The following is a 20,672-nucleotide window of genomic DNA, read 5'->3' on the forward strand; positions in this document are numbered from 1 at the left end:
CATGGCCCAAGTCATCCTCTCCAGCGTTGGCGCGAGTGTCGGCGGGGCCCTTGGCGGCGTCGTCGGGGCGGTGGTCGGCGGGCTGGTCGACCAGGCGGCGATCAACCTCCTGACGCCCGCGCGCCAGGTGGGGCCGCGCATTCCGGAGCTGCGTCTGACGGGGGCCGCGGAAGGCGCGCCGCTGCCTTGCGTGTTCGGTCGCGCCCGGGTCGGCGGGCAGGTGATCTGGGCCGCGCGGTTCCGCGAGAAGCGGGTCGAGGGCCGCGTCGGTGGCTCCAAGGGCCAGAAGACCACCAGCTACGCCTACAGCCTGTCGTTCGCGGTGGCCGTGGCCGAGGGGCCGATCGATGGCATCGGCCGCGTCTGGGCCGACGGCAAGGTGATGGATCCAGCGACCTTCACGATGCGCGTGCATCGCGGGACCGAGGACCAGCTTGCCGATCCGCTGATCGCCGCCGTTGAAGGCGAGGCCCCGGCCTATCGCGGCGTGGCCTATGTGGTGTTCGAGGACCTGCCGCTGGACACGTACGGCAATCGCCCGCCGCAGCTGTCGTTCGAGGTTTTCCGCCGTCCCCGTCCGCCCGGCGCGCCGCCGGGGCTGGAGGAGCGGCTGAAGGGCGTCTGCCTGATCCCCGGCGCGGGCGAGTTCGTCTATGCGACCCAGGCCGTGTTGCGCCGCGACGGCGTCACCCGCTCGTCCAGCGAGAGCGTGCACAACGCCGAGGGGCGGCCGGACATCATGGTGGCCCTGGACCAGCTGCAGGCCCAGCTGCCGAACGTGAACCACGTGACGCTGGTGGTGGCCTGGTTCGGGACGGACCTGCGCTGCGGCGCGTGCGAGATCCGGCCGGGTGTCGAGCATCGGGCCAAGACGACCTTTCCGATCGGATGGGAGGTCGACGGCGTCTCGCGCGGCGCCGCCCACCTGGTGTCGCGGCGGGGCGACTTCCCGGCCTATGGCGGCACGCCGGCCGACGCGGTGGTGCTGCAGGCCATCGCGGAGCTGAAGCGGCGGGGACTGAAGGTAACCCTCTATCCGTTCATCCTGATGGACCCGCCGGAGGGGCAGGCGGCCTACCCGTGGCGCGGGCGGATCACCTGCCACCCGGCGCCGGGCAAGCCTGGTTCGGTGGATGGGACCACGGCGGCCGCCAGCCAGGTGAACGCCTTCTTCGACGGGACCTGGGGCCTGCGCCGCATGGTCATGCACCAGGCCCGCCTGGCCGTGCAGGCGGGCGGGGTGGACGGCTTCGTCGTCGGCTCGGAGTTGATCGGCCTGACCACGGTGCGCGGCGAGGGTGGGAGCTACCCGGCCGTCGCCAAGCTGAAGGCCCTGGCGGCCGAAGCGCGCGGCGTGCTGGGGAGCGCCACCGAGATCGGCTACGCCGCCGACTGGAGCGAATATTTCGGCCACCAGCCAGCGGACGGCAGCGGCCATGCGGTTTTCCACCTGGACCCGCTGTGGGCCGATCCGAACATCGATTTCGTGGGCGTCGACTGGTACCCGCCGGTCACCGACTGGCGCGAGGGCGACGACCATCTGGACCTGGCGGCCGGCTATCTGGGACCGCATCAGCCGGCCTATCTGCGGGCCGGCCTGACGGGCGGCGCCGACTTCGACTGGTTCTACGCCAGCCCCGCCGACCGCGACGCCCAGGTCCGCACCCCGATCACCGACGGCGCCCATGGCGAGGCCTGGATGTTCCGGGCCAAGGACCTGCTCTCGTGGTGGAGCAATCCGCACCATGACCGGCCCGGCGGGGTGCGTTCGGCTAGCCCGACGGCCTGGGTCCCGAAATCGAAGCCCTTGCGGCTGACCGAGTTCGGCTGCCCGGCCGTCGACAAGGGCGCCAATTCGCCGAACCTCTTCATCGATCCCAAGAGCTCCGAGAGCTTCCTGCCGCCCTATTCGACGGGCGAGCGCGACGACTTCGGCCAGCGGCGCTACCTGGAGGCCGTGCTGGCCTGGCTGGACGAGCCGGCGGTCAATCCGGTCTCGCCGCTCTATGGCGGGCCGATGATCGACGGCGCCAGCGCCTGGTGCTGGGACGCGCGGCCCTATCCGGATTTCCCGGCCCGCTCGGACGTCTGGAGCGACGGCGACAACTGGGTGCTGGGCCACTGGCTGACCGGCCGGGCCGGGGCTGCGCCGCTGCCGGAGCTGATCCAGGCCCTGGGACTGCGGGCGGGCGTGGACATCGATCCGGGCGAGGCCGGCGGTTCGGTGGGCGGCTATGTCGTCGACCGGCCGATGCGCCTGCGCGACGCGCTGACGCCGCTGACCGAGGCCTTCAGCCTGGACCCGGTCGAGCGCGGCGAGCGGGTGCGGATGATGTCGCGTTCGGGCCGCGTGGTCGGGGCGTTGGCGGGCGACGACCTGGCCTGGCCGGACGATGCGCCCGCCGAGACCGAGACGCGGGTGCTCGACCCGGCCGCCGAGGCGGTGCGCCTGTGCTTCATCGACGCCGCGCGGGACTACCAGGCCGGAGCGCTGATCGTCCGGCGCGAGACAGGCGAGGGGACGCGCGACGCCGATGCGCCGATCGTGCTGGTCGCGGCCGAAGCCGAGGCCGTCGCGCGCCGGATGCTGGCTGCCGACGAGGCGGCGCGGCGGACGCGGATCGTCCACCTGTCGCCCTCGGCCGCCTGGCGATTGGAGACGGGCGACCGCCTGGCCATGGACGGGCAGGGCTGGCGGGTGCAGCGGCTGGATTTCGACGAGCGGCCGCGCGCGACCCTGGTCCCGATCCTGAAGGGCTACGGCGTCGGCGGCGCGGTCGACTGGACGCCGCCGCCGCCGCGCGATCCGGCCGCGCCGCCGGTGCTGCACGTGCTGGACCTGCCGGCGGACCAGCGGCTGTCGGACGATGCGAGGCCCTTGGTCGCGGCGGCGGGCGAGCCCTGGCGGCCGGTCGACATCCACGCCGGCGCCGGGGTCGAGACCCTGACCGTCCGCGCGCGGGTCGGGGCGCCAGCCACCCTGGGCCTGACCCTGACCGACCTGCCGCCGGCCTCGCCGCATCGGCTGGACCGCGCCGGGCGCCTCACCGTGCGGATGGAGGGCGATGCTTTGGCCTCGGCGTCCCTGGCGGCGGTGCTGGCGGGGGAGAACGCCCTGGCGGTGCAGACGGCTTCGGGCGAATGGGAGGTCCTGGCTTTCGCGACCGCCGAGCTGGTCGAGCCGGACGTCTGGACGCTGTCGGGCCTGCTGCGCGGACAGCGCGACGGCGCGGCGAGCGAAGCGACGATTCCGGCCGGCGCGCCGGTGGTGCTGCTGGACGAGGCGGTGGTCCCGATGAGCGTGGCGGCCTTCCAGCGCGGGACGCCGCTGATGGTCCGCGCCGCGCCGGCCGGCGGGCCGCCGTCGGGTGCGGCGATGACGGAGGTCTCGACCATCTGGACCGGCCGGGCCCTGCGGCCGCTGGCGCCAGCGCATCTGCGCAAGCGGCTGGTCGGCGGCGACCTGAAGCTTTCCTGGATCCGCCGGGCGCGTCTGGGCGGCGACGTCTGGGAGGGCGAGGTCCCGCTTGGCGAGGCGGCGGAGCGTTATCGCCTGCGGGTCTTGGACGGGACGAGCGTGTTGCGCGAGGTCGAATTGACGGCGCCGACGTTCGACTACACGGCCGCTATGAGGGCCTCCGACGCGCCCTCGGGGGCGGCGCGGATCGAGGTCTGTCAGGGCTCGTCGCTCTACGGCTGGGGCGTCCCTGCGACCACAGGTCTGTGACGATGACGTCACAGGTGGCTTGCGCGGCGCTCTGGACGTTCTAGATGGAGAGCGATACCGAACCGACTGACTTCAAGAGGACCTTCCTTGGCGCGCGACCCCTATCAGGAACTCGGCGTATCCCGGACCGCGAGCGCGGACGAGATCCGCAAGGCGTTCCGCAAGCTCGCCAAGGCCCATCACCCGGACACCAATCCGGGGGACAAGAAGGCCGAGGAGAAGTTCAAGCAGGTCAGCGCCGCCTTCGACATCGTCGGCGACGCCGAGAAGCGCAAGAAGTTCGACCTGGGCCAGATCGACGCCGACGGTCGCGAGACCTCGCGCGGCTTCGGCGGCCAGCCGGGCAACGGTCCGTTCAACGCCGGCGGCTTCGGTCGCGGCGGCTTCCGCCCGGATGACAGCCCGGAGATCGACCTGTCGGACCTGTTCGGCGGCGTGTTCGGCGGCGGGCGCGGCCCGTTCGGCGGCGGTGGCGGCGGCCAGGGCGGCTTCTCGCCCAAGGGCGGCGACATCAAGGCCCGTCTCGACGTCGACCTGGAAGACGCCATCAAGGGCGGCAAGAAGCGCGTGGCCTTCTCGGACGGCCGCACGATCGACGTCACCATCCCGGCCGGCGCCCAGGAAGGCCAGACCCTGCGCCTGAAGGGCCAGGGCTCGCCCGGTCGCGGCGGCGCGGGCGACGCCCTGATCGAGCTGGCCATCAAGCCGCACCCGATCTACCGCCGCGAGGGCGAGGCGCTGGTCATGGACCTGCCGATCTCGATCCCGGACGCGGTGCTGGGCGGCAAGGTCGAGGCGCCGACGCCCGACGGCAATGTCATGCTGGCCGTGCCCAAGGGCAGCAACAGCGGCGCGACGCTCCGCCTGAAGGGCCGGGGCATGCCCGACGCCAAGGGCAAGCGCGGCGACCTGCTGGCGCGCCTGGTGGTGACCCTGCCGGAGACCGTCGACGAGGATCTCGAGAAGTTCGCCCAGGCCTGGCGCGATCAGAAACCCTATACGCCGAAGCGGAAGTAGTCCCCTTGCCTCCGCCCGAGCCTCACCGTAGGGAACGCGGCCGGGGTTAGGGAACGGGTCGAGCGGCTTTCATGGTTCTGGTCAGCGTTCTGGCGCTCCTGCAAGCAGCTGCGCCGCTTCAAGAGACACCGGTTACCAATCCGCAGCCGCCGGAGAGCGAGCAGACCGCCCTGGTCGAGAGCGTGGTGGTCACGCCCACCCTGCGCGGGCGGACCGAAGGGCCTGTCCAGCCCGACCTGACCCTGGACGCCGACGAGATCATGGGCACCGGCGCGAGCACCGTGCAGGACCTGGTGACCCTGCTGGCGCCGACCATTTCGCCCGAGCCCGACTCGCCGCCGCCGGTGTTCCTGGTCAATGGCCGCCGCATCTCCGGCTTCCAGGAGATCAGCAACCTGCCGGCCCAGGCGATCCAGCGCACCGACGTGCTGTCGCCGGCCGCGGCCCTGTCCTACGGCTACCGGCCCAACCAGCGGGTCGTGAATTTCGTGCTGCGCAAGCGCTTCCACTCGGCGGCGCTGGAGGCCGAGGAGACCGGCGCGACGGCGGGCGGGCGCTCGGCCGAGCGGTTCGGCGGCGACGTCTTCCGCCTGGCTGGCGAGAACCGCGCCACGATCGGGCTGGAATGGCGCCAGGAATCGACCCTGTTCGAGGCCGAGCGCGACATTACTCGTGCGACCTCGGCTTCGTCGCCGTACGGCCTGGTCGGCAACATCCTGGGCTCGCCGTCGGGCAGCGAGATCGACCCGGCGCTGTCAGCCCTGGCCGGCCGCCCGATCACCGTGACCCGCGCGCCCGAAGGGGCCTGGGACGGCGCGGCGCTCCTGGCGAGCTTCGCGGCCGGCGCGCCGGACGTCTCGGGCGTCACCGCCAACCGCAGCCTGACGCCATCGCTGGGGCAGGGGACCTTCAAAGCCGCCGTCACCCGCGACCTGGCCCAGCAGGTCAGCGTCACCCTGAGCGTCAATCTGGAAGACGCCCACCGCACCAGCTTCCTGGGCCTGCCGGCGACCTCGGTGAAGCTGCCGGTCGGCAGCCCGTTCTCGCCATTCGCCAAGGACGTCACGGTCTATCGCTATCTCGACGCCCAATGGGCGCAACTGCGCGAGGCCGACGCCTTCAAGGGCCAGCTGGGCCTGGCCGCCAATGGCTATGTCGGTGACTGGCGCTGGTCGCTGACCGGCAACTACGACCGCAACGACACCGAGACCGTCACCGGTCGGGGCGTCGACTCCGCTGCCTGGAAGGCCGCGATCACCGCCAAGGATCCGGCGGTCAATCCGTTCGGCCCGGTCCCGCGCGCGCTGCTGAAGGCCAATATTCGCGACGTCGCCAAGTCGAAGTCGAAGACGGCCAAGGCCGAGCTCGTTTTGAACGGCGATGTCGCCGAGATCCCGGCCGGGCGCATCTCCTCGACGGTCAAGGTCGGTGGCGAGCGGGTGAAGCAGAACTCCGAGGCCCTGCGCGCCGGGGTCGCCAGCGCCACCGCCTATGAGCGCCGCGCGGTCTCCGTGCAAGGCGGGGTCGACGTGCCCATCGCCAGCCGCGCCCACGAGGTGCTGCCGGTCCTGGGCGAGCTGACCGCCAGCCTGAACGCCGGCTACGATATCCAGACCCACAAGGACCGCCTGGCCTACGGCGCCAGCCTGAACTGGTCGCCCGACCGGTTGCTGAGCTTCAATCTCAGCGTCAACCAGGAAGAGACCTCGCCCAACGCCGGTCAGATCGTCGATCCGGTCGTGCTGACGCCCAGCGTCACGGTGTTCGACTTCGCCACCGGCCAGAGCGTGACGGTCAGCCGGCTGGAGGGCGGCAACACCAGCCTGGCCAACGACAGCCGGCGGGTGCTGCGGGCGGGGGTGAACCTGCGGCCGCTGGGGCGCGACGGCGGCCAGACGCGGCTGACCCTGAACGCCAACTATGTCCGCACCCGCATCGACCACCCGATCGCCAACTTCCCGCTGATCACCCCGGCCCTGGAGGCGGCGTTCCCGGAACGCTTCACGCGCAACGCCGAGGGCGCGCTGACGGCGATCGACAGCCGGCCGCTGAACTTCGACGCCATCGATCGCGAGGAACTGCGCGGCGGGATCAACCTGACCCGCTTCCTGGGGCAGCCGCCTGGGGCCAAGACCGCGAAGGGCGCGAGCAAGACGCCCCGCAAGTCGTCGGGCCAGATCCAGGCGTCGCTGAACTATGTCTGGCGGCTGCGCGACGAGACCACCCTGCGCCACGGCCTGGCGTCGCTGGACCTCCTGAACGGGGCCAGCACCAGCCGCCGGGGGCAGCCCAAACGCGAGCTCAGCTTCCGCCTGAACGCCACGAAGGCCGACATGGGCGCGACCCTGACGGGGAACTGGCGCGGCGGCAGCGTGATCGACGCGGGCCCGAGCAACGGCGGATCGCTGCGGTTCGACGACCAGACGACGATCAATCTGTCAGGCTTCTACGAGGTCCCGCGCACCGTGAAGCAGCGGTGGCTGGCGGGGACGCGCGTGACCTTGGCGACCGACAACCTGCTCTACAGTCGTCCGATCGTGAAGGACGCCAAGGGCGTCACGCCCCAGGCGTATCAGGCGGACTACCTGGACCCGCTGGGGCGGACGGTGCGGCTGACGTTCCGGAAGAGCTTGATCGCGATGTGAAACGATCTCCTCCCCTTCTGGGGGAGGTGGCCCGAAGGGCCGGAGGGGGCTACTCCGCGTGGGCCGCGCTGCCCCCTCCGTCGGCTTCGCCGCCACCTTCCCCAAGAGGGGAGGAGAATACCAAGGCCGTGACAGAACGCCGCAGCCCGTTCATAACCCGAACGTTCAGTATCCATTCAGCCGAGGTCCTTTAGACCGGAGAGCATGAAAACGATCCGCGCCATTCTCGTCGTCGCCGCGCTGGCCGCCGCCCTTCCGGGCGTGGCCTCGGCGCAGCGGCATGGCCGAGGCCCTGACTCGCTGGGCGCCGACTGGCGCGCCCAGTCGGACCAGGCGCGCGGCGGCGTGCAATCGGGTCAGCTGGTGCCGCTGTCGCGGGTGATCGACATGATCGGCCGCCGCGTGCCCGGCCGCGTGCTGGACGCGGGCCTGGAAGGCTCGAACTACCGGGTTCGCTGGGCGACGGCCGACGGCCGCCGCATCGACTTCATCGTCGACGCCCGCACCGGTCAGATCCTCAGCGGCGGCTAAACAGGACTCAGGAGTCTCCATGCGTATCCTGCTCGTCGAGGACGATCCCGACCTGTCGCGCCAGCTGAAGCTGGCCCTGGCCGACGCCGGCTATGCCGTCGATCACGCCCCCGATGGCGAGGAGGCCCAGTTCCTGGGCGAGAACGAGCCGTACGACGCGGTGATCCTCGACCTGGGTCTGCCCAAGGTGGACGGCGTCTCGGTGCTGGAGCGCTGGCGGCGCGGCAATGTCGCCACGCCGGTGCTGATCCTGACCGCCCGCGCGGCCTGGAGCGACAAGGTCGCCGGCTTCGACGCCGGGGCCGACGACTACCTGGCCAAGCCTTTCCACACCGAAGAGCTGCTGGCCCGCCTGCGCGCCCTGCTGCGCCGCTCGGCCGGCCACGCCGCGCCGTCGCTGTCGTGCGGGGCGCTGCGCCTGGACCCGCGCGCCGCGCGAGCCAGCGTCAATGGCGAGCCTCTGCGCCTGACCTCGCTGGAATACCGCCTGCTGCACTACATGATGATGCACCAGGGCCGGGTGATCGGCCGCACCGAGCTGGTCGAGCACCTGTACGACCAGGACTTCGACCGCGATAGCAACACCATCGAGGTGTTCATCGGCCGCCTGCGCAAGAAGCTGGGCGCCGACCGCATCGAGACCGTCCGCGGCCTGGGCTACCGCCTCGCGCCTCTGCCTGGCGAAGAGACGGCCTAGAGCGCGCTCCGCAAAAGTGGGAACCGGTTTTGCGATGAGAGTGCGCTCCTCTTTGAATTTAAAGCCTTTCTGTCCCAGTCAAGCGAGATCGCTTGACTGGGAAAGGCTTTAGCCTTGCTGGACCTGCGCCGTCGTTCGCTGGTCCGTCGCCTGGTCCTGATCGCCGGGATCTGGACCCTGCTGGTCGTGCTGATCGCGGGCGTGTTCCTGACCGCCCAGTTCCGCAGCGCGGCCATCCGGCGGTTCGACCAGTCGCTGGCGGTGCTGACCGACGACCTCTATGCCGGCTCGACGGTCGAGGACGGCCAGCTGCGCGCGCCGTTCCTGACCGACATCCGCGCCACGCGGGCCTATTCCGGTCGCTACTGGGTGATCCTGGACAAGCGGCCCGACGGCGCCATGACGCCGCTGGCGCGCTCGCGCTCGCTGTTCGACAGCGACCTTATGCTGGCCTCGGCCCAGATCGACCACCTGGACGCGGCCCCGGGCCAGACCCAGTATTTCGACATGCGCGGGCCGCAGGACAAGCCGCTGCGCGCCGCCGCGATCCAGGCCCAGCTGCCGGGCTATGCCGACCCCGTGGTCTTTCTGGCCGCCGAGGACCGCTCGCCCATCGACGCCGACGCCGACCGGTTCGCCGGGGTGACGGCCATCGCCCTGCTGATCCTGGGCGGCGGCCTGCTGCTGGCGACGGTGGTGCAGGTTCGGTTCGGCCTGCAGCCGCTGTTTCGCCTTCGTCGCGAGGTGGCCTCGGTGCGTCGGGGCAAGACCGAGCGCCTGGACGGCGTCTATCCGGTCGAGCTGGAGCCGCTGGCCGTCGAGCTGAACGCCCTGCTGGCCCACAACCAGGATGTCGTCGAGCGCCAGCGCACCCACGTCGGCAACCTGGCCCACGCCCTGAAGACGCCGCTGTCGGTGATGCTGACCGAGGCTTCCCAGCAGCCGAGCCAACTGGCCGAGGTGGTCGAGCGCCAGGCCCAGACCATGCGCGAGCAGGTCGACCACCACCTGCGCCGCGCTCGCGCCGCCGCCCGCTCCCAGACCTCGGGCGAGCGCACGCCGGTCGAGCCGATCCTGGACGAGCTGGCCGTCACCCTGGAGCGGATCTTCCAGGACAAGGGCGTCGAGATCGACTGGCGCTGCCCGGAGGACCTCTGCTTCCAGGGCGAGAAGCAGGACCTGCTGGAGCTGGCCGGCAACGTGATGGAAAACGCCGGCAAGTGGTGCAAGGGCAAGATCCGCGCGGAAGCCGTCCCGCAGGGCGAGGCGAGGATGATCCTGACCGTCGACGACGACGGTCCAGGCCTGCCGCCCGAGGAGCGCGCCCAGGCCCTGAAGCGCGGCCAGCGACTCGACGAGAACGCCCCCGGTTCGGGTTTGGGCCTGTCGATCGTCGACGAATTGGCCCGCGCCTACGGCGGTAAGGTGCAGCTTGGTGAATCGCCGCTGGGCGGATTGCGGGTCACTCTGGACCTTCCGCGCGCCGAAACATAACCCATGGTTGCGACCAACCGTCGCGCAACAGGGTTTGGCCATCTCGGACACCGGTGGCCTAAACCTCTAGTAGCTCAGAGCTTTTCGTCCGCGACAGCTTGAGCGGAGGGCTATGATTTTTATTGCGTTTTGGAAATCCTTAACCTCGTTCCAACATGGTTGACGCCTGTCGGAATCGGTTACTCCGACACGGGGGACCATGGCCGCCATCGCCGCGCAAAAATTGCAGATCATCCGGACGCTGGTCGAGACCGCGCCGGACGCTGCCCTGCGCAGCCTGGAACTGGCGCTGTCGAGCGCCGGATCGCAGGGCGCGCTGGCCTCCGTGCGCGGTCTGGTCGAGGACGAGACCGCCAACCGCTTCGTCCGCAACAACGTCCTGGCCCCGATCGTGCCGCTGTGCGTGGCGCGTCCCGACGGCTGCATCGATTTCCCCGGACCCGTACTGCCACGCCTGTGGAAGGCGCTGAAGACGGTCGCGCCGATGCGCGTCGAGGAAGCGGCGGCCAAGTGCAATCCGTGGGATCTCGAGCAGGGCGTGCCCGACGTGTTCGACGATCTGTGCAAGCTCGCCGCCAACGGCCTGCGCGATCCCGAGAACGCGGCCTTCGACAGCGTGCGTTCGCTCTGCGACCCCGAACATCTGGCCCTGTGCCTGCAGCTGTCGGCGATCGCCCGGTCCTGCCTACCCAAGCTGTCCGAATGGGTCAGCCGCATGTCGGACGAGCGCGCCTTCGCCGCCAAGCTGGCCTATCGCGACGCCTGCCGGATCAGCGAGGACGCTGGCCCGCTGCTGCTGGACATCCTGTCGGCGCACCTGCCCGACGACTGGCGGATCATGCGCGTGATCTCGGCGGTGATGGACCGCCCCAACGACCGTTACCTCGCCTCGTCGGAGGTCAAGGATTTCGGCGAACGCATCCTGTCCGACATCGACGCCTCGATCCTGCGCATCGAGACCCTCAACTTCTCCGACGGCGAGAAGGCCGGCCGCGAGGCCGCGCAGAGCGCTCACAAGGTGCAGCTGCAGATCGTCGAGTTCCAGCAGTCGGTCGACATCAACAAGGACGGCCCCTGGGGCAAGCGCCTGGCGCGCCACAAGCAGGCGATGGCCAAGGCCTGCGAACAGCGCATGGACCAGATCGACAAGGAATTGGAAAAGGCCCTGCCGACCCGTCCGATCTCGATGATGGCCAAGAAGGGCAGCAAGGGCGTGGCCAAGCTGACCGAAGAGCCGGACGAGGCGATGATCCGCCGCGCCCAGGCCGGCCTGGCCTTCATCGCCGAGCTGCGCTCGTGCGCCGACAAGGCCGGCTACGGCAACTCGCGCAACAAGGTCCTGGAAAAACTGAACAGCCGCCTCGACCCCTATATCGAGGACGTGCTGCACGTCGCCCGCACGGGCGAGGGCGGCGATTCGGGCCTGGCCGTGAAGTATCTGGACGTCGCCGCCGGCTTCATCGCCTACACCCGCGACGAGAAGACCGCCGAGATCGTGCGTCGCCGCGCGGCCGCCGCCATCGCGGCCTAGGCCTTCAACCACTCCAGCAAAGCCGCATTCACCACCTCGGGTCGCTCGAGCGTGATCACGTGTCCGCATTCGGGCGCGAGGGTCAGCTTCGCGCCGGGGATCGCCGCGGCCATCTCTTCCGACAGGGCGGCCGGGGTCAGCGGATCGCCGTCGCCGACGATGATCGCGGTCGGAACCTTGATGGCGGCCAGCAGTGGGCGACTGTCGGCGCGGCCGATCACCGCCTCGGTCTGAAGCGCGAAACTCTCCATGCCGACGGCCAGGCCCATGCGTCGGGCGATGGCGTTCAGCGCCGGATCGCCCTTGCGGCTGGGGTGGGTGAGGGCGTCGGCGCCCAGCGAACAGAAGCGCTCGAAGCCGACGGCGCGGGCCTGCTCGACCATCTTGCGTCGTCCGGCCGACTGCTCGGGCGTGTCGGGACGGGCCGAGGTGCAGACCAGGGCCAGCCGCTCCACCCGCTCGGGCGCCTGGCGCATGATCTCCAGCGCCAGATAGCCGCCCATCGAGACGCCGACGAGGGCGAAGCGCGCCGGGGCGTCGGCCAGGATGCGCGCGGCCATGCCGGCGAGGCTATCGCCTTCCAGGGTGTTGGCCACGGTGATTGGGCCGTGCTCCCACAGGACCGGGATCTGCGGCGCGAAGATCTCGGCCGAACTCAGCAGGCCGGGGATCAGCAGGATCGGCGTCATGAACACTCCTTCGACGATGTTCCGAGCATGGAGGCAGGACGCGCCGTCCTTAAGCGCTTTTTTCGCTAACGGACGCTGCGGTAACCGGCTAACACCCAGGCCATGATCGCTTTCTGGATCGCCGCGGCGGGACTGTCGGTCGCGACGGCGGGGCTGGTGCTGCGGGGCGCGGCGCGGGCCCGGCCGATCGACGACGCCCAGGCCCGGCTGGAGCCGCATCGCCGCCGCCTGGCCGAGGTCGAGCGCCTGGCCGCCGACGGCCTGTTGGCGCAGGACGAGCTGAAGGCCGCCCGCGCCGAGGCCGGGCGTGGCCTGCTGGCCGCCGCCGACCAGACCGAAAGCTGGACCAAGGATGGCGCCGGAGCCCGCAAGGCCGTGGTCGGCGCGATCGGCGCGACCTGCGTGGCGGCCATGGGCCTCTATGTCGTCGTCGGACGTCCCGAACTGCCCGACCAGCCCTACGCCAAGCGCGTCGCCGCCTGGAAGGCGAGCGACCCGGCGACCCTGCCGCCCGAGCAGTTGGCCGCCGTGCTGCAGGACGTCGCCGCCGAGCGCCCGACCGATCCCGAGCCGCTGGTCTTCCTGTCCAAGGCTCGCGCCGCCGCCGGCGACCTGACCGGCGCCGAGGCCGCCCTGCGCAAGGCCGTGCGCCTGGCGCCCAGGCGCGCCGACATCTGGAGCCTGCTGGGCGAGACCTTCGTCATTGAAGCCAAGGGTCAGGTGGGCGCCGACGCCAAGCTGGCCTTCGGCGAGACCCTGAAGATCGACCCGAACGACCTGCGCGCCCGCTACTACCTGGCGCGCGGCAAGATCGCCGACGGCGACAAGGCCGGCGGCCTCGCCGACTGGCGCGCCATCGCCCAGGGCCTGCCCGCCGATGATCCGGGCCGCGCCGCCCTGGCCCAGGAAATCGCCCAGGTCGAGGCCACGGGCCAGCTGCCGGGCTCGCAAGCGCCCGCCGAAGCAAACCCACAGGTCCAGGGCATGATCGCCGGCATGGTCGAGGGCCTGGCCGCGCGTCTGGCCCAATCGCCCGACGATCCCGACGGCTGGGTCCGCCTGGTTCGCGCCTATGCCGTGCTGGGCGAGAGCGCCAAGCGCGACGCCGCGCTGGCGACCGCCACCACCCGTTTCAAGGACCAGCCCAAGGTGCTGTCGGCCCTGCGCCAGGCCGCCGACACGCCCGCTCAGAAGATCACGACGCCATGAGTTTCTGGCCCAAATCGCGCAAGGCGCGCCGTCGTCTGACCATCCTGCTAGCCATCGCGCCGGTGCTGGCCCTGGCGGTCGGCCTGGCGCTCTACGGTCTGCGCGACAGCATCTCGCTGTTCTACACGCCCGCCCAAGCCCAGGAGGCGCACGTCGCTCCGGGCCGCAAGGTGCAGTTGGGCGGCCTCGTCCAGCATGGCAGCGTGGTCAAGCACCCCGGCGGCGACGTCGAGTTCGTGGTCGCCGACCAGAAGGCCACCGCCAAGGTGACCTATCACGGCGACCTGCCGGACCTGTTCCGCGAAGGCCAGGGCATCGTCGCCGAGGGCAGCTTCGACGCGCGCGGCGTTTTCGTCGCCAAGCAGGTGCTGGCCAAGCACGACGAACGCTACATGCCGCGCGACGTCGCCAAGGCCCTGAAGAAGCAGGGCGAGTGGCGGGGCGAGGGGGCTGGGGCTCCGGCGTACGGAAAGCCCGCCACATGATCGTCGAGCTGGGCGCCTTCGCCCTGATCCTTTCCCTGGCCCTCTCCCTCGCCCAGACCGGCCTGTCGGCCGTCGGTGGCGCGCGGCGCTCGCCGGTGTTGGCCGGGGCCGGACGTGGCGCGGCGATCGCGACCTTCGTGGCGGTGCTCGCGGCCTTCGCGGCCCTGATCCACGCCTTTGTCACCTCGGACTTCTCGGTCGCCAATGTCGCGGCCAACTCGCACACAGCCAAGCCGCTGCTGTTCAAGGTGGCCGGCGCCTGGGGCAGCCACGAGGGTTCGATGCTGCTGTGGTGCCTGGTGCTGACCGGCTACGGCGCGGCCATGGCCTTTTTCGGCGACAGCCTGCCGCCGCGCCTGCGGGCCTACGCCATCGCCATCCAGGGCGCGCTGGGCGTGCTGTTCCTGGCCTACACCGTCTTCGCCTCGAACCCGCTGACGCGCTTGATCGACGTGCCGGTCGAGGGGCGCTCGCTCAATCCGCTGCTGCAGGACTGGGCGCTCGCGGTGCATCCGCCGTTCCTCTACAGCGGTTATGTCGGTTTCTCGGTGGTCTATTCGCTGTCGCTGGCGGCGCTGATCGAGGGCCGGATCGATGCGGCCTGGGCGCGCTGGGTGCGGCCCTGGACCCTGGCGGCCTGGAGCCTGCTGACCGTCGGCATCACGCTGGGCGCCTTCTGGGCCTATTACGAGCTGGGCTGGGGCGGCTGGTGGTTCTGGGACCCGGTCGAGAACGCCAGCTTCATGCCCTGGCTGATCGGCGCGGCCCTGCTGCACTCGGCCATCGTCACCGAGAAGCGCGGCGCGCTGCCGGGCTGGACGGCGTTCCTGGCCCTGGCGGCCTTCACCTTCTCGATGCTGGGCGCCTTCCTGGTGCGCTCGGGCGTCTTGACCAGCGTCCACGCCTTCGCCGTCGACCCGACGCGCGGCGTGCTGCTGCTGATCATGATGGGCCTGGCGGCGGGGACGGGCTTCCTGCTGTTTGGCCTGCGCGCGGCCAGCCTGAACGCCGGCGGCCAGTTCCGCCCGATCAGCCGCGAGAGCGCCATCGTGCTCAACAACATCCTGCTGTCGACGGCGACGGCGGTGGTGCTGCTGGGCACGCTCTATCCGCTGATCCGCGAGGCCATGGACGGCGAGGCCGTCTCGGTCGGCGCGCCGTTCTTCAACCTGACCTTCACGCCGCTGATGGTGCTGGCCTTCGCCATCCTGCCGGCCGGTCCGCTGCTGGCCTGGAAGCGCGGCGACGCTGGCGCCGTGGCCCGCAAGCTGTGGATCGCCCTGGCGGTCGCCGCCCTGCTGGGCCTGGTCGCCTATGGTGTCGTCCAGCCCCGCAAGGCCCTGGCCAGCGCCGGCTTGGTCGTCGGCTTCTGGCTGCTGGGCGGGGCGCTGCTGGAGCTGGCCGATCGCCTGAAGCTGTTCCGCGCGCCCGTCGCCGAGAGCGCCCGCCGCGCCAAGGGCCTGCCGCGCGGCGCCTGGGGCACGACCCTGGCGCACGCCGGCCTTGGGATCTTCGTGCTGGGCGCGTCGTTCGAGATGGCCTGGAAGGTCGAGGCGGCCCAGGCCCTGAGCCTCAACGAGAGTCACGCCCTGGGCGCCTACACCATGACCCTGACCGATGTCGGCACGGTCGAGGGCCCCAACTACCTGGCCGAGCGCGGGATCGTGAAGGTCACGGACGCCTCGGGCGCCGAGATCTGTCGCGCGGAACCCGAACGCCGCTTCTACCCGACCGGCGGCCAGACGACCTCGGAAGTCTCCATCTGCCCGCGCGGGCTGGACGACATCTATGTCGTGCTGGGCGAGCGCCGGGCGGGCGAGGGCGGCAAGCCGGCCTGGCTGGTGCGCGCCTATGTGAACCCGTGGGTGCGGCTGATCTTCCTGGGCCCGCTGATCATCGCCCTGGGCGGGGTGGTGTCGCTGTCCGATCGCCGCGTTCGCCTGGGTGTCGGCCGCCGGACGCGGGAGACGGCGTCGTGAGCCGTCTGAAGGCCCTCGCCGTCGCCCTGGTCGCCGTCGCCCTGATGGCCAGCGCGTCCGAGCCGTCCGAGCGCCTGGCCGATCCGGCGCAGGAGGCCCGCGCTCGCGAGCTCTTCAAGGAAGTTCGCTGCCTGGTCTGCCAGAACGAGTCGATCGACGACTCCGAGGCCCAACTGGCCGGCGACCTGCGGCGGACCGTCCGCGAGCAGGTCAAGGCCGGGCGCAGCGACGTCGAGATCCGTGCGTTCCTCGTGCAGCGCTATGGCGAGTTCGTGCTGCTGAAGCCCAGGTTCTCGGCGGGCAACGCCGTGCTGTGGCTGGCCCCGCTGGGCGTGTTGTCGGTCGGGGGTCTGTTGATGTTCGGTCTGCTGCGTCGTCGCGAGACGGGCGAGACCGAGCTTTCGCAGGACGAGGAAGCTCGTCTGGAGCGCCTGCTCAAAGACGAATGACACGATTGCGCCGAAATGGAGCCTCAAGAAGCACCTTCCGGATGACGGAAAGATAATTCGAGGACCATTGCACCTTTTGCCGCCAGGGCTAGGTTCTCAGATCGAAGCGATCGCGCGGGAGGGCGCGCTGGTCGGGCTTATTTGGGACCGCGCGCGCTGCGCGCGGATGAGGAAAGACGAATGACCGCTAGGAAGTCGGGTTTCATTGTTGGCGCCATCGCGGGCGCGGGCGTCGCTTGCGCGGCCCTGGCTGGCGTGGGCATGCGCATGGGTGGCGCGGACGCCGCCGAGGCGCCGGCCGTCCGCGCGTCGATGGCCGGCGCGCCGGCCTTCGCCCCGCCGCCGGGCGCTCCTATGTCGTTCGCCGACATCTTCGAGAAGGTCTCCCCCGCCGTCGTCCAGATCAACGTGACGTCCAAGGCCTCGCCGCAGTCGCTGCGCATCCCGGGCCTGGAAGGCTTCGACATCGTGCCGCGCGGCCAGAAGAAGCCGGGCCAAGGCCAGGACGGCGCCGATGACGGCGACACGCCGGCCACGCCGAAGCAGCAGTCGGCCGGTTCGGGCTTCTTCATCTCGGCCGACGGCTACATCGTCACCAACAACCACGTCGTGGCCGACGCCGACGACATCCAGGTGGTGATGAAGGACGGCCGCGAGCTGAAGGCCACTCTGGTGGGCCGCGACGAAGGCACCGACCTGGCGGTCATCAAGGTCGTCGACCCCAAGGCCAAGGGGAAGGACTTCCCCTATGTCGACTTCGAGAACCAGGCCAAGCCGCGCGTCGGCGACTGGGTCATCACGATCGGCAACCCGTTCGGCCTGGGCGGTACGGCGACGGCCGGCATCATCTCGGCCTATGGCCGTGACCTGCAGGACAACACCTCGTCGTTCGTGAACTACATCCAGATCGACGCGCCGATCAATCGCGGCAACTCGGGCGGTCCCAGCTTCGACATCTATGGCCGGGTGATCGGCGTCAACAGCGCCATCTACTCGCCGTCGGGCGGCTCGGTCGGCATCGGCTTCGCCATCCCGGCGGACATCGCCGAGGGCGTGGCCAAGCAGCTGATCTCGGGCGGCAAGGTCGTGCGCGGCTACATCGGCGTGACCATCCTGGACTTCAGCAGCGAGATGGCCGAGGCCCTCGGTATGAAGGACGTGAAGGGCGCGATCGTCGCCGATCTGGTGCCGGGCGGTCCCGCCGCGAAATCCGGCCTGCTTCCGGACGATATCCTGACCGCCGTCAATGGCGTGGCCGTGGCCAACCGCTCGGAGCTGACCCGCGAAGTCGCCAAGGCCCGTCCTGGCGAGGTCATCAAGATGTCGATCCTGCGCGACAGCAAGCCGCGCGTGGTCAATGTCACCTCGGGCACCCGTCCGGCGGAAAACGACCTGAACGCCACCAATGACGATCAGGATCAGAACGGCGGCGCGACCCCGGCGCCGGACAAGCCCGCCAGCCAGAAGATCGACGCCCTGGGCCTGACCCTGGCCCCGATCGATCCGGCTTCGCGCCAGACCTACAAGATCGACAGCGAAATCAAGGGCCTGCTGATCGTGGGCGTGAAGGGCGACAGTGACGCGGGCGAGAAGGGCCTGGCCAAGGGCGACGTCCTGGCCAGCATCAACAACATCCCGGTGGTCACCGCCGCTGACGTGAGCAACGCGGTGGCGGCGGCCAAGAAGGCCGGTCGCGACAACGTGCTGATCAAGGTGATCCGCCAGAACCGCTCGGTCTTCGTGCCGCTGAAGATCGCGCCGTAGTCTGACGACGCTTTAGACGACAGAGCCCCGCTTCGGTCCTCCGGAGCGGGGCTTTTTCGTATCTGTCCAAGGTTTAAGTTACGGCGCTCGTCGAAAACGCTATTGCAGGGTCAACTATCGCGCGATGGACCAGAATCGGGAGAACGTCGCTCGTTCCACCGCTGTGTCTGGCGCATGAGGGGCTCACTGATGCGTATTCTGATTATCGAGGACGATCTGGAGGCCGCCGGCGCCATGGCGCACGGCCTCAAGGAAGCCGGCTACGACGTCCAGCACGCGCCCGACGGCGAAGCCGGCCTGGCCGAGGCCCAGAAGGGCGGCTTCGACGTGCTGGTCGTCGACCGCATGATGCCCAAGATGGACGGTGTCCAGGTGGTCGAGACCCTGCGTCGCGAAGGCGACCAGACGCCGGTGCTGTTCCTGTCGGCCCTGGGCGAGGTCAATGACCGCGTCGTGGGCCTGAAGGCCGGCGCCGACGACTACCTGGTCAAGCCGTACGCCTTCCCCGAGCTGATGGCCCGGGTCGAGGCCCTGTCGCGCCGTCGCGAGACCGGCGCCGTGGCCACGACCCTGAAGGTCGGCGAGCTGGAGATGAACCTGATCAACCGGACGGTCCATCGCCAGGGCAAGGAGATCGACCTCCAGCCCCGCGAATTCCAGCTGCTGGAGTTCATGATGCGCCACGCCGGCCAGTCGGTGACCCGCACCATGCTGCTGGAGAAGGTCTGGGAATACCACTTCGATCCGCAGACCAACGTCATCGACGTGCACATCTCGCGTCTGCGTTCGAAGATCGACAAGGGCTTCGACCGGCCGATGCTGCAGACCGTGCGCGGCGCCGGCTATCGCCTCGATCCGTAGTTGATTGGCGGCGGCCTAGCCGTCGGGAACTGACATGCGTCTGCCGCGCCTTCTCCGCACCACGCCGTTCCGGCTGACCCTGCTGTTCCTGGCCCTGTTCGCGGCGGCCGCCAGCGCCTTCCTGGGCTACATCTACGTGGCCACGGCGGGCGAGGTGAACCGCCGCGCCCAGGCCGAGATCAGCCGTGAGTTCGAGAGCCTGGAGGCGGCCTACCGCCAGGGCGGCGTCGACGCCCTGAACCAGACCATCGTCGAGCGGGCCACGGGCGAGCGGCCGTTCCTGTATTTCCTGGCCGATCCCAACGGCAAGCGCATCTCCGGCTCGATCGAGGAGTCGCCGGTCGCCAATTTCAGTGGCGACGGTCCCGAATGGGCCAGCTTCAAGGTCACCGAGACCGACCTGGACGGGGCCGAAGTCAAGGCCGCCGCGCGGGGGATCCAGCAGCGGCTGGAGCACGGCGAAATCCTGTTCGTCGGCGCCGATGTCGACGCCTCCGAGGCCTATGTCCGCAAGATCGTCCGGGCCCTGTGGGGCGCCGGGGCGCTGGTCATCCTGCTGGGCATGTCCGGCGGCGTCCTGATCAGCCGCAATGTCAGCCGCTCGATGCAGGGGCTGGTGGATGTGGTCAACGATGTCCGCGCCGGCGACCTGCACGCCCGCGCCCGGGTGCGGGGCACGCGCGACGAGTATGACGAACTGGCCGAAGGCCTGAACGACATGCTCGACCGGATCGAGCGCCTGATGGGCGGCCTGCGCCACGCCGGCGACGCCATCGCCCACGACCTGCGCTCGCCGCTGACCCGCCTGCGCGCCCGCATGGAAGTGGCTCTGATCGACGCCGAGAACGGCAAGGGCGATCCGGTGGCGGCGCTGGAGACGGCCCTGCTGGACGCTGACGGGGTGCTGAAGACCTTCAACGCCGTGCTGGCCATCGCCCGCCTGCAGGCCGCCGGCTCGGCCCCGGACCAGCGGCTGTTCGACGCCTCGGACCTGGCCGGCGACATGGCCGAGCTCTACGAGCTGTCGTGCGAGGACAAGGGCCTGGACTTCAAGGCCGAGATCGTCCCGGCCCTGACCATCAAGGGCAACCGCGAGTTCCTGGCCCAGGCGCTGGCCAACATCCTCGACAACGCCATCAAATATACGCCCGAGGGCGGGGCCATCATGCTGCGCGCGCGGCGGACCTCGTCGGGCGAGCTGGAGTTCTCGGTCACCGACACCGGCCCGGGCGTGCCCGAGGCCGACCGCGTCCGCGTGGTCCAGCGCTTCGTGCGCCTGGAGAACAGCCGCAGCGAACCGGGCGCGGGCCTGGGCTTGTCGCTGGTCAGCGCCGTGGCGACCTCGCACGGCGGCCGCCTGGAACTGGCCGAGGGGCCGGGCGAGTACAACGGCACCGGCCCGGGTCTTCGCGTGGCCCTGGTGCTGCCGCGGGTGGAGTAGGCGGTAGGTCGGCGCAGGTCGACATCTGATCGAACCAACAACCCCTGCCTTCCTGGGCCTCGTGTCCAGGACCCATGGTTCAGACGCAACGAGCATCAGGCCGAGTTCACGGCCTTCCAGTCGCGCGAACCCATAATATCCGCGCCGGACTCA

The 20,672-nt window shown here is 70.3% G+C and carries 14 protein-coding genes and 1 pseudogene; 14 read left to right on the forward strand and 1 reads right to left on the reverse strand.

The features are described 5' to 3' along the window. The first annotated feature begins 1 nt into the window (after position 1). The 7 genes and pseudogenes from AC07NN_RS04520 to AC07NN_RS04550 all read left to right on the forward strand — a co-directional run bounded on the left by AC07NN_RS04520 (position 2) and on the right by AC07NN_RS04550 (position 11,642). A complete protein-coding gene (locus tag AC07NN_RS04520) occupies positions 2 to 3,727 on the forward strand; it encodes a baseplate multidomain protein megatron (protein ID WP_494637922.1) in 3,726 nt (1,241 codons plus the stop codon). Between the two features lie 87 nt (positions 3,728 to 3,814). Next, positions 3,815 to 4,744, forward strand: a complete 930-nt coding sequence (locus AC07NN_RS04525; RefSeq protein WP_494637923.1) for a DnaJ C-terminal domain-containing protein — start codon at positions 3,815 to 3,817, stop codon at positions 4,742 to 4,744. A 2,543-nt stretch (positions 4,745 to 7,287) separates the two neighbouring features. Continuing rightward, positions 7,288 to 7,389: pseudogene (locus AC07NN_RS04530) on the forward strand (hypothetical protein); the annotation flags it as partial. 204 nt (positions 7,390 to 7,593) lie between these two features. After that, positions 7,594 to 7,920 (forward strand): PepSY domain-containing protein, encoded by a 327-nt coding sequence (locus AC07NN_RS04535; RefSeq protein WP_494637924.1) that lies wholly within the window; start codon positions 7,594 to 7,596, stop codon positions 7,918 to 7,920. Positions 7,921 to 7,939: 19 nt separating this feature from the next. Further along, positions 7,940 to 8,617, forward strand: coding sequence for a response regulator transcription factor (locus tag AC07NN_RS04540; RefSeq protein ID WP_494637925.1), 678 nt, complete (start codon positions 7,940 to 7,942; stop codon positions 8,615 to 8,617). A gap of 96 nt (positions 8,618 to 8,713) precedes the next feature. Then, positions 8,714 to 10,111 (forward strand): ATP-binding protein, encoded by a 1,398-nt coding sequence (locus tag AC07NN_RS04545; protein WP_494638203.1) that lies wholly within the window; start codon positions 8,714 to 8,716, stop codon positions 10,109 to 10,111. A gap of 199 nt (positions 10,112 to 10,310) precedes the next feature. Beyond that, a complete protein-coding gene (locus AC07NN_RS04550) occupies positions 10,311 to 11,642 on the forward strand; it encodes a hypothetical protein (RefSeq protein WP_494637926.1) in 1,332 nt (443 codons plus the stop codon). Here the strand turns inward: AC07NN_RS04550 and AC07NN_RS04555 are convergent. Continuing rightward, a complete protein-coding gene (locus AC07NN_RS04555) occupies positions 11,639 to 12,331 on the reverse strand; it encodes an alpha/beta fold hydrolase (protein WP_494637927.1) in 693 nt (230 codons plus the stop codon). The genes AC07NN_RS04550 and AC07NN_RS04555 overlap by 4 nt on opposite strands. 102 nt (positions 12,332 to 12,433) lie before the next feature. Here AC07NN_RS04555 and ccmI point away from each other — a divergent pair, with 102 nt between their 5' ends. The 7 genes from ccmI (at position 12,434) to uczS (ending at position 20,519) form a co-directional block, all read left to right on the forward strand. Beyond that, on the forward strand, positions 12,434 to 13,540 hold the full coding sequence (gene ccmI / locus AC07NN_RS04560) for a c-type cytochrome biogenesis protein CcmI (RefSeq protein WP_494637928.1): 1,107 nt from the start codon (positions 12,434 to 12,436) through the stop codon (positions 13,538 to 13,540). Then, positions 13,537 to 14,025, forward strand: coding sequence for a cytochrome c maturation protein CcmE (gene ccmE, locus AC07NN_RS04565; protein WP_494637929.1), 489 nt, complete (start codon positions 13,537 to 13,539; stop codon positions 14,023 to 14,025). The genes ccmI and ccmE overlap by 4 nt, the downstream gene beginning before the upstream one ends. Further along, the gene (locus AC07NN_RS04570) at positions 14,022 to 16,004 is read left to right on the forward strand and encodes a heme lyase CcmF/NrfE family subunit (protein WP_494637930.1); all 1,983 of its coding nucleotides are present in this window, start codon (positions 14,022 to 14,024) and stop codon (positions 16,002 to 16,004) included. Before ccmE ends, AC07NN_RS04570 begins: the two co-directional genes overlap by 4 nt. Beyond that, positions 16,001 to 16,453, forward strand: coding sequence for a cytochrome c-type biogenesis protein (locus AC07NN_RS04575; protein WP_494637931.1), 453 nt, complete (start codon positions 16,001 to 16,003; stop codon positions 16,451 to 16,453). Before AC07NN_RS04570 ends, AC07NN_RS04575 begins: the two co-directional genes overlap by 4 nt. Positions 16,454 to 16,633: 180 nt before the next feature. Next, positions 16,634 to 18,217 carry a Do family serine endopeptidase gene (locus tag AC07NN_RS04580; RefSeq protein WP_494637932.1) on the forward strand — a complete coding sequence of 528 codons (1,584 nt, stop codon included), beginning with the start codon at positions 16,634 to 16,636 and terminating at the stop codon, positions 18,215 to 18,217. 189 nt (positions 18,218 to 18,406) lie between these two features. Further along, entirely contained in the window at positions 18,407 to 19,078 is a 672-nt protein-coding gene (gene uczR, locus AC07NN_RS04585) for a two-component system response regulator UczR (RefSeq protein WP_494637933.1), read from the forward strand. Between the two features lie 34 nt (positions 19,079 to 19,112). Beyond that, positions 19,113 to 20,519, forward strand: a complete 1,407-nt coding sequence (uczS, locus tag AC07NN_RS04590; RefSeq protein ID WP_494637934.1) for a two-component system sensor histidine kinase UczS — start codon at positions 19,113 to 19,115, stop codon at positions 20,517 to 20,519. Positions 20,520 to 20,672 lie beyond the last annotated feature (153 nt).

It is taken from the genome of Caulobacter sp. GW821-FHT09H08 (genome assembly GCF_059415885.1).

Coding starts and splice junctions, on each gene's coding strand:
- AC07NN_RS04520 (WP_494637922.1), top strand. CDS start 2: ATGGCCCAAGTCATCCTCTCCAGCGTTGGCGCGAGTGTCGGCGGGGCC.
- AC07NN_RS04535 (WP_494637924.1), top strand. CDS start 7,594: ATGAAAACGATCCGCGCCATTCTCGTCGTCGCCGCGCTGGCCGCCGCC.
- AC07NN_RS04540 (WP_494637925.1), top strand. CDS start 7,940: ATGCGTATCCTGCTCGTCGAGGACGATCCCGACCTGTCGCGCCAGCTG.
- AC07NN_RS04550 (WP_494637926.1), top strand. CDS start 10,311: ATGGCCGCCATCGCCGCGCAAAAATTGCAGATCATCCGGACGCTGGTC.
- AC07NN_RS04555 (WP_494637927.1), bottom strand. CDS start 12,331: ATGACGCCGATCCTGCTGATCCCCGGCCTGCTGAGTTCGGCCGAGATC.
- ccmI (WP_494637928.1), top strand. CDS start 12,434: ATGATCGCTTTCTGGATCGCCGCGGCGGGACTGTCGGTCGCGACGGCG.
- ccmE (WP_494637929.1), top strand. CDS start 13,537: ATGAGTTTCTGGCCCAAATCGCGCAAGGCGCGCCGTCGTCTGACCATC.
- AC07NN_RS04570 (WP_494637930.1), top strand. CDS start 14,022: ATGATCGTCGAGCTGGGCGCCTTCGCCCTGATCCTTTCCCTGGCCCTC.
- AC07NN_RS04580 (WP_494637932.1), top strand. CDS start 16,634: ATGACCGCTAGGAAGTCGGGTTTCATTGTTGGCGCCATCGCGGGCGCG.
- uczR (WP_494637933.1), top strand. CDS start 18,407: ATGCGTATTCTGATTATCGAGGACGATCTGGAGGCCGCCGGCGCCATG.
- uczS (WP_494637934.1), top strand. CDS start 19,113: ATGCGTCTGCCGCGCCTTCTCCGCACCACGCCGTTCCGGCTGACCCTG.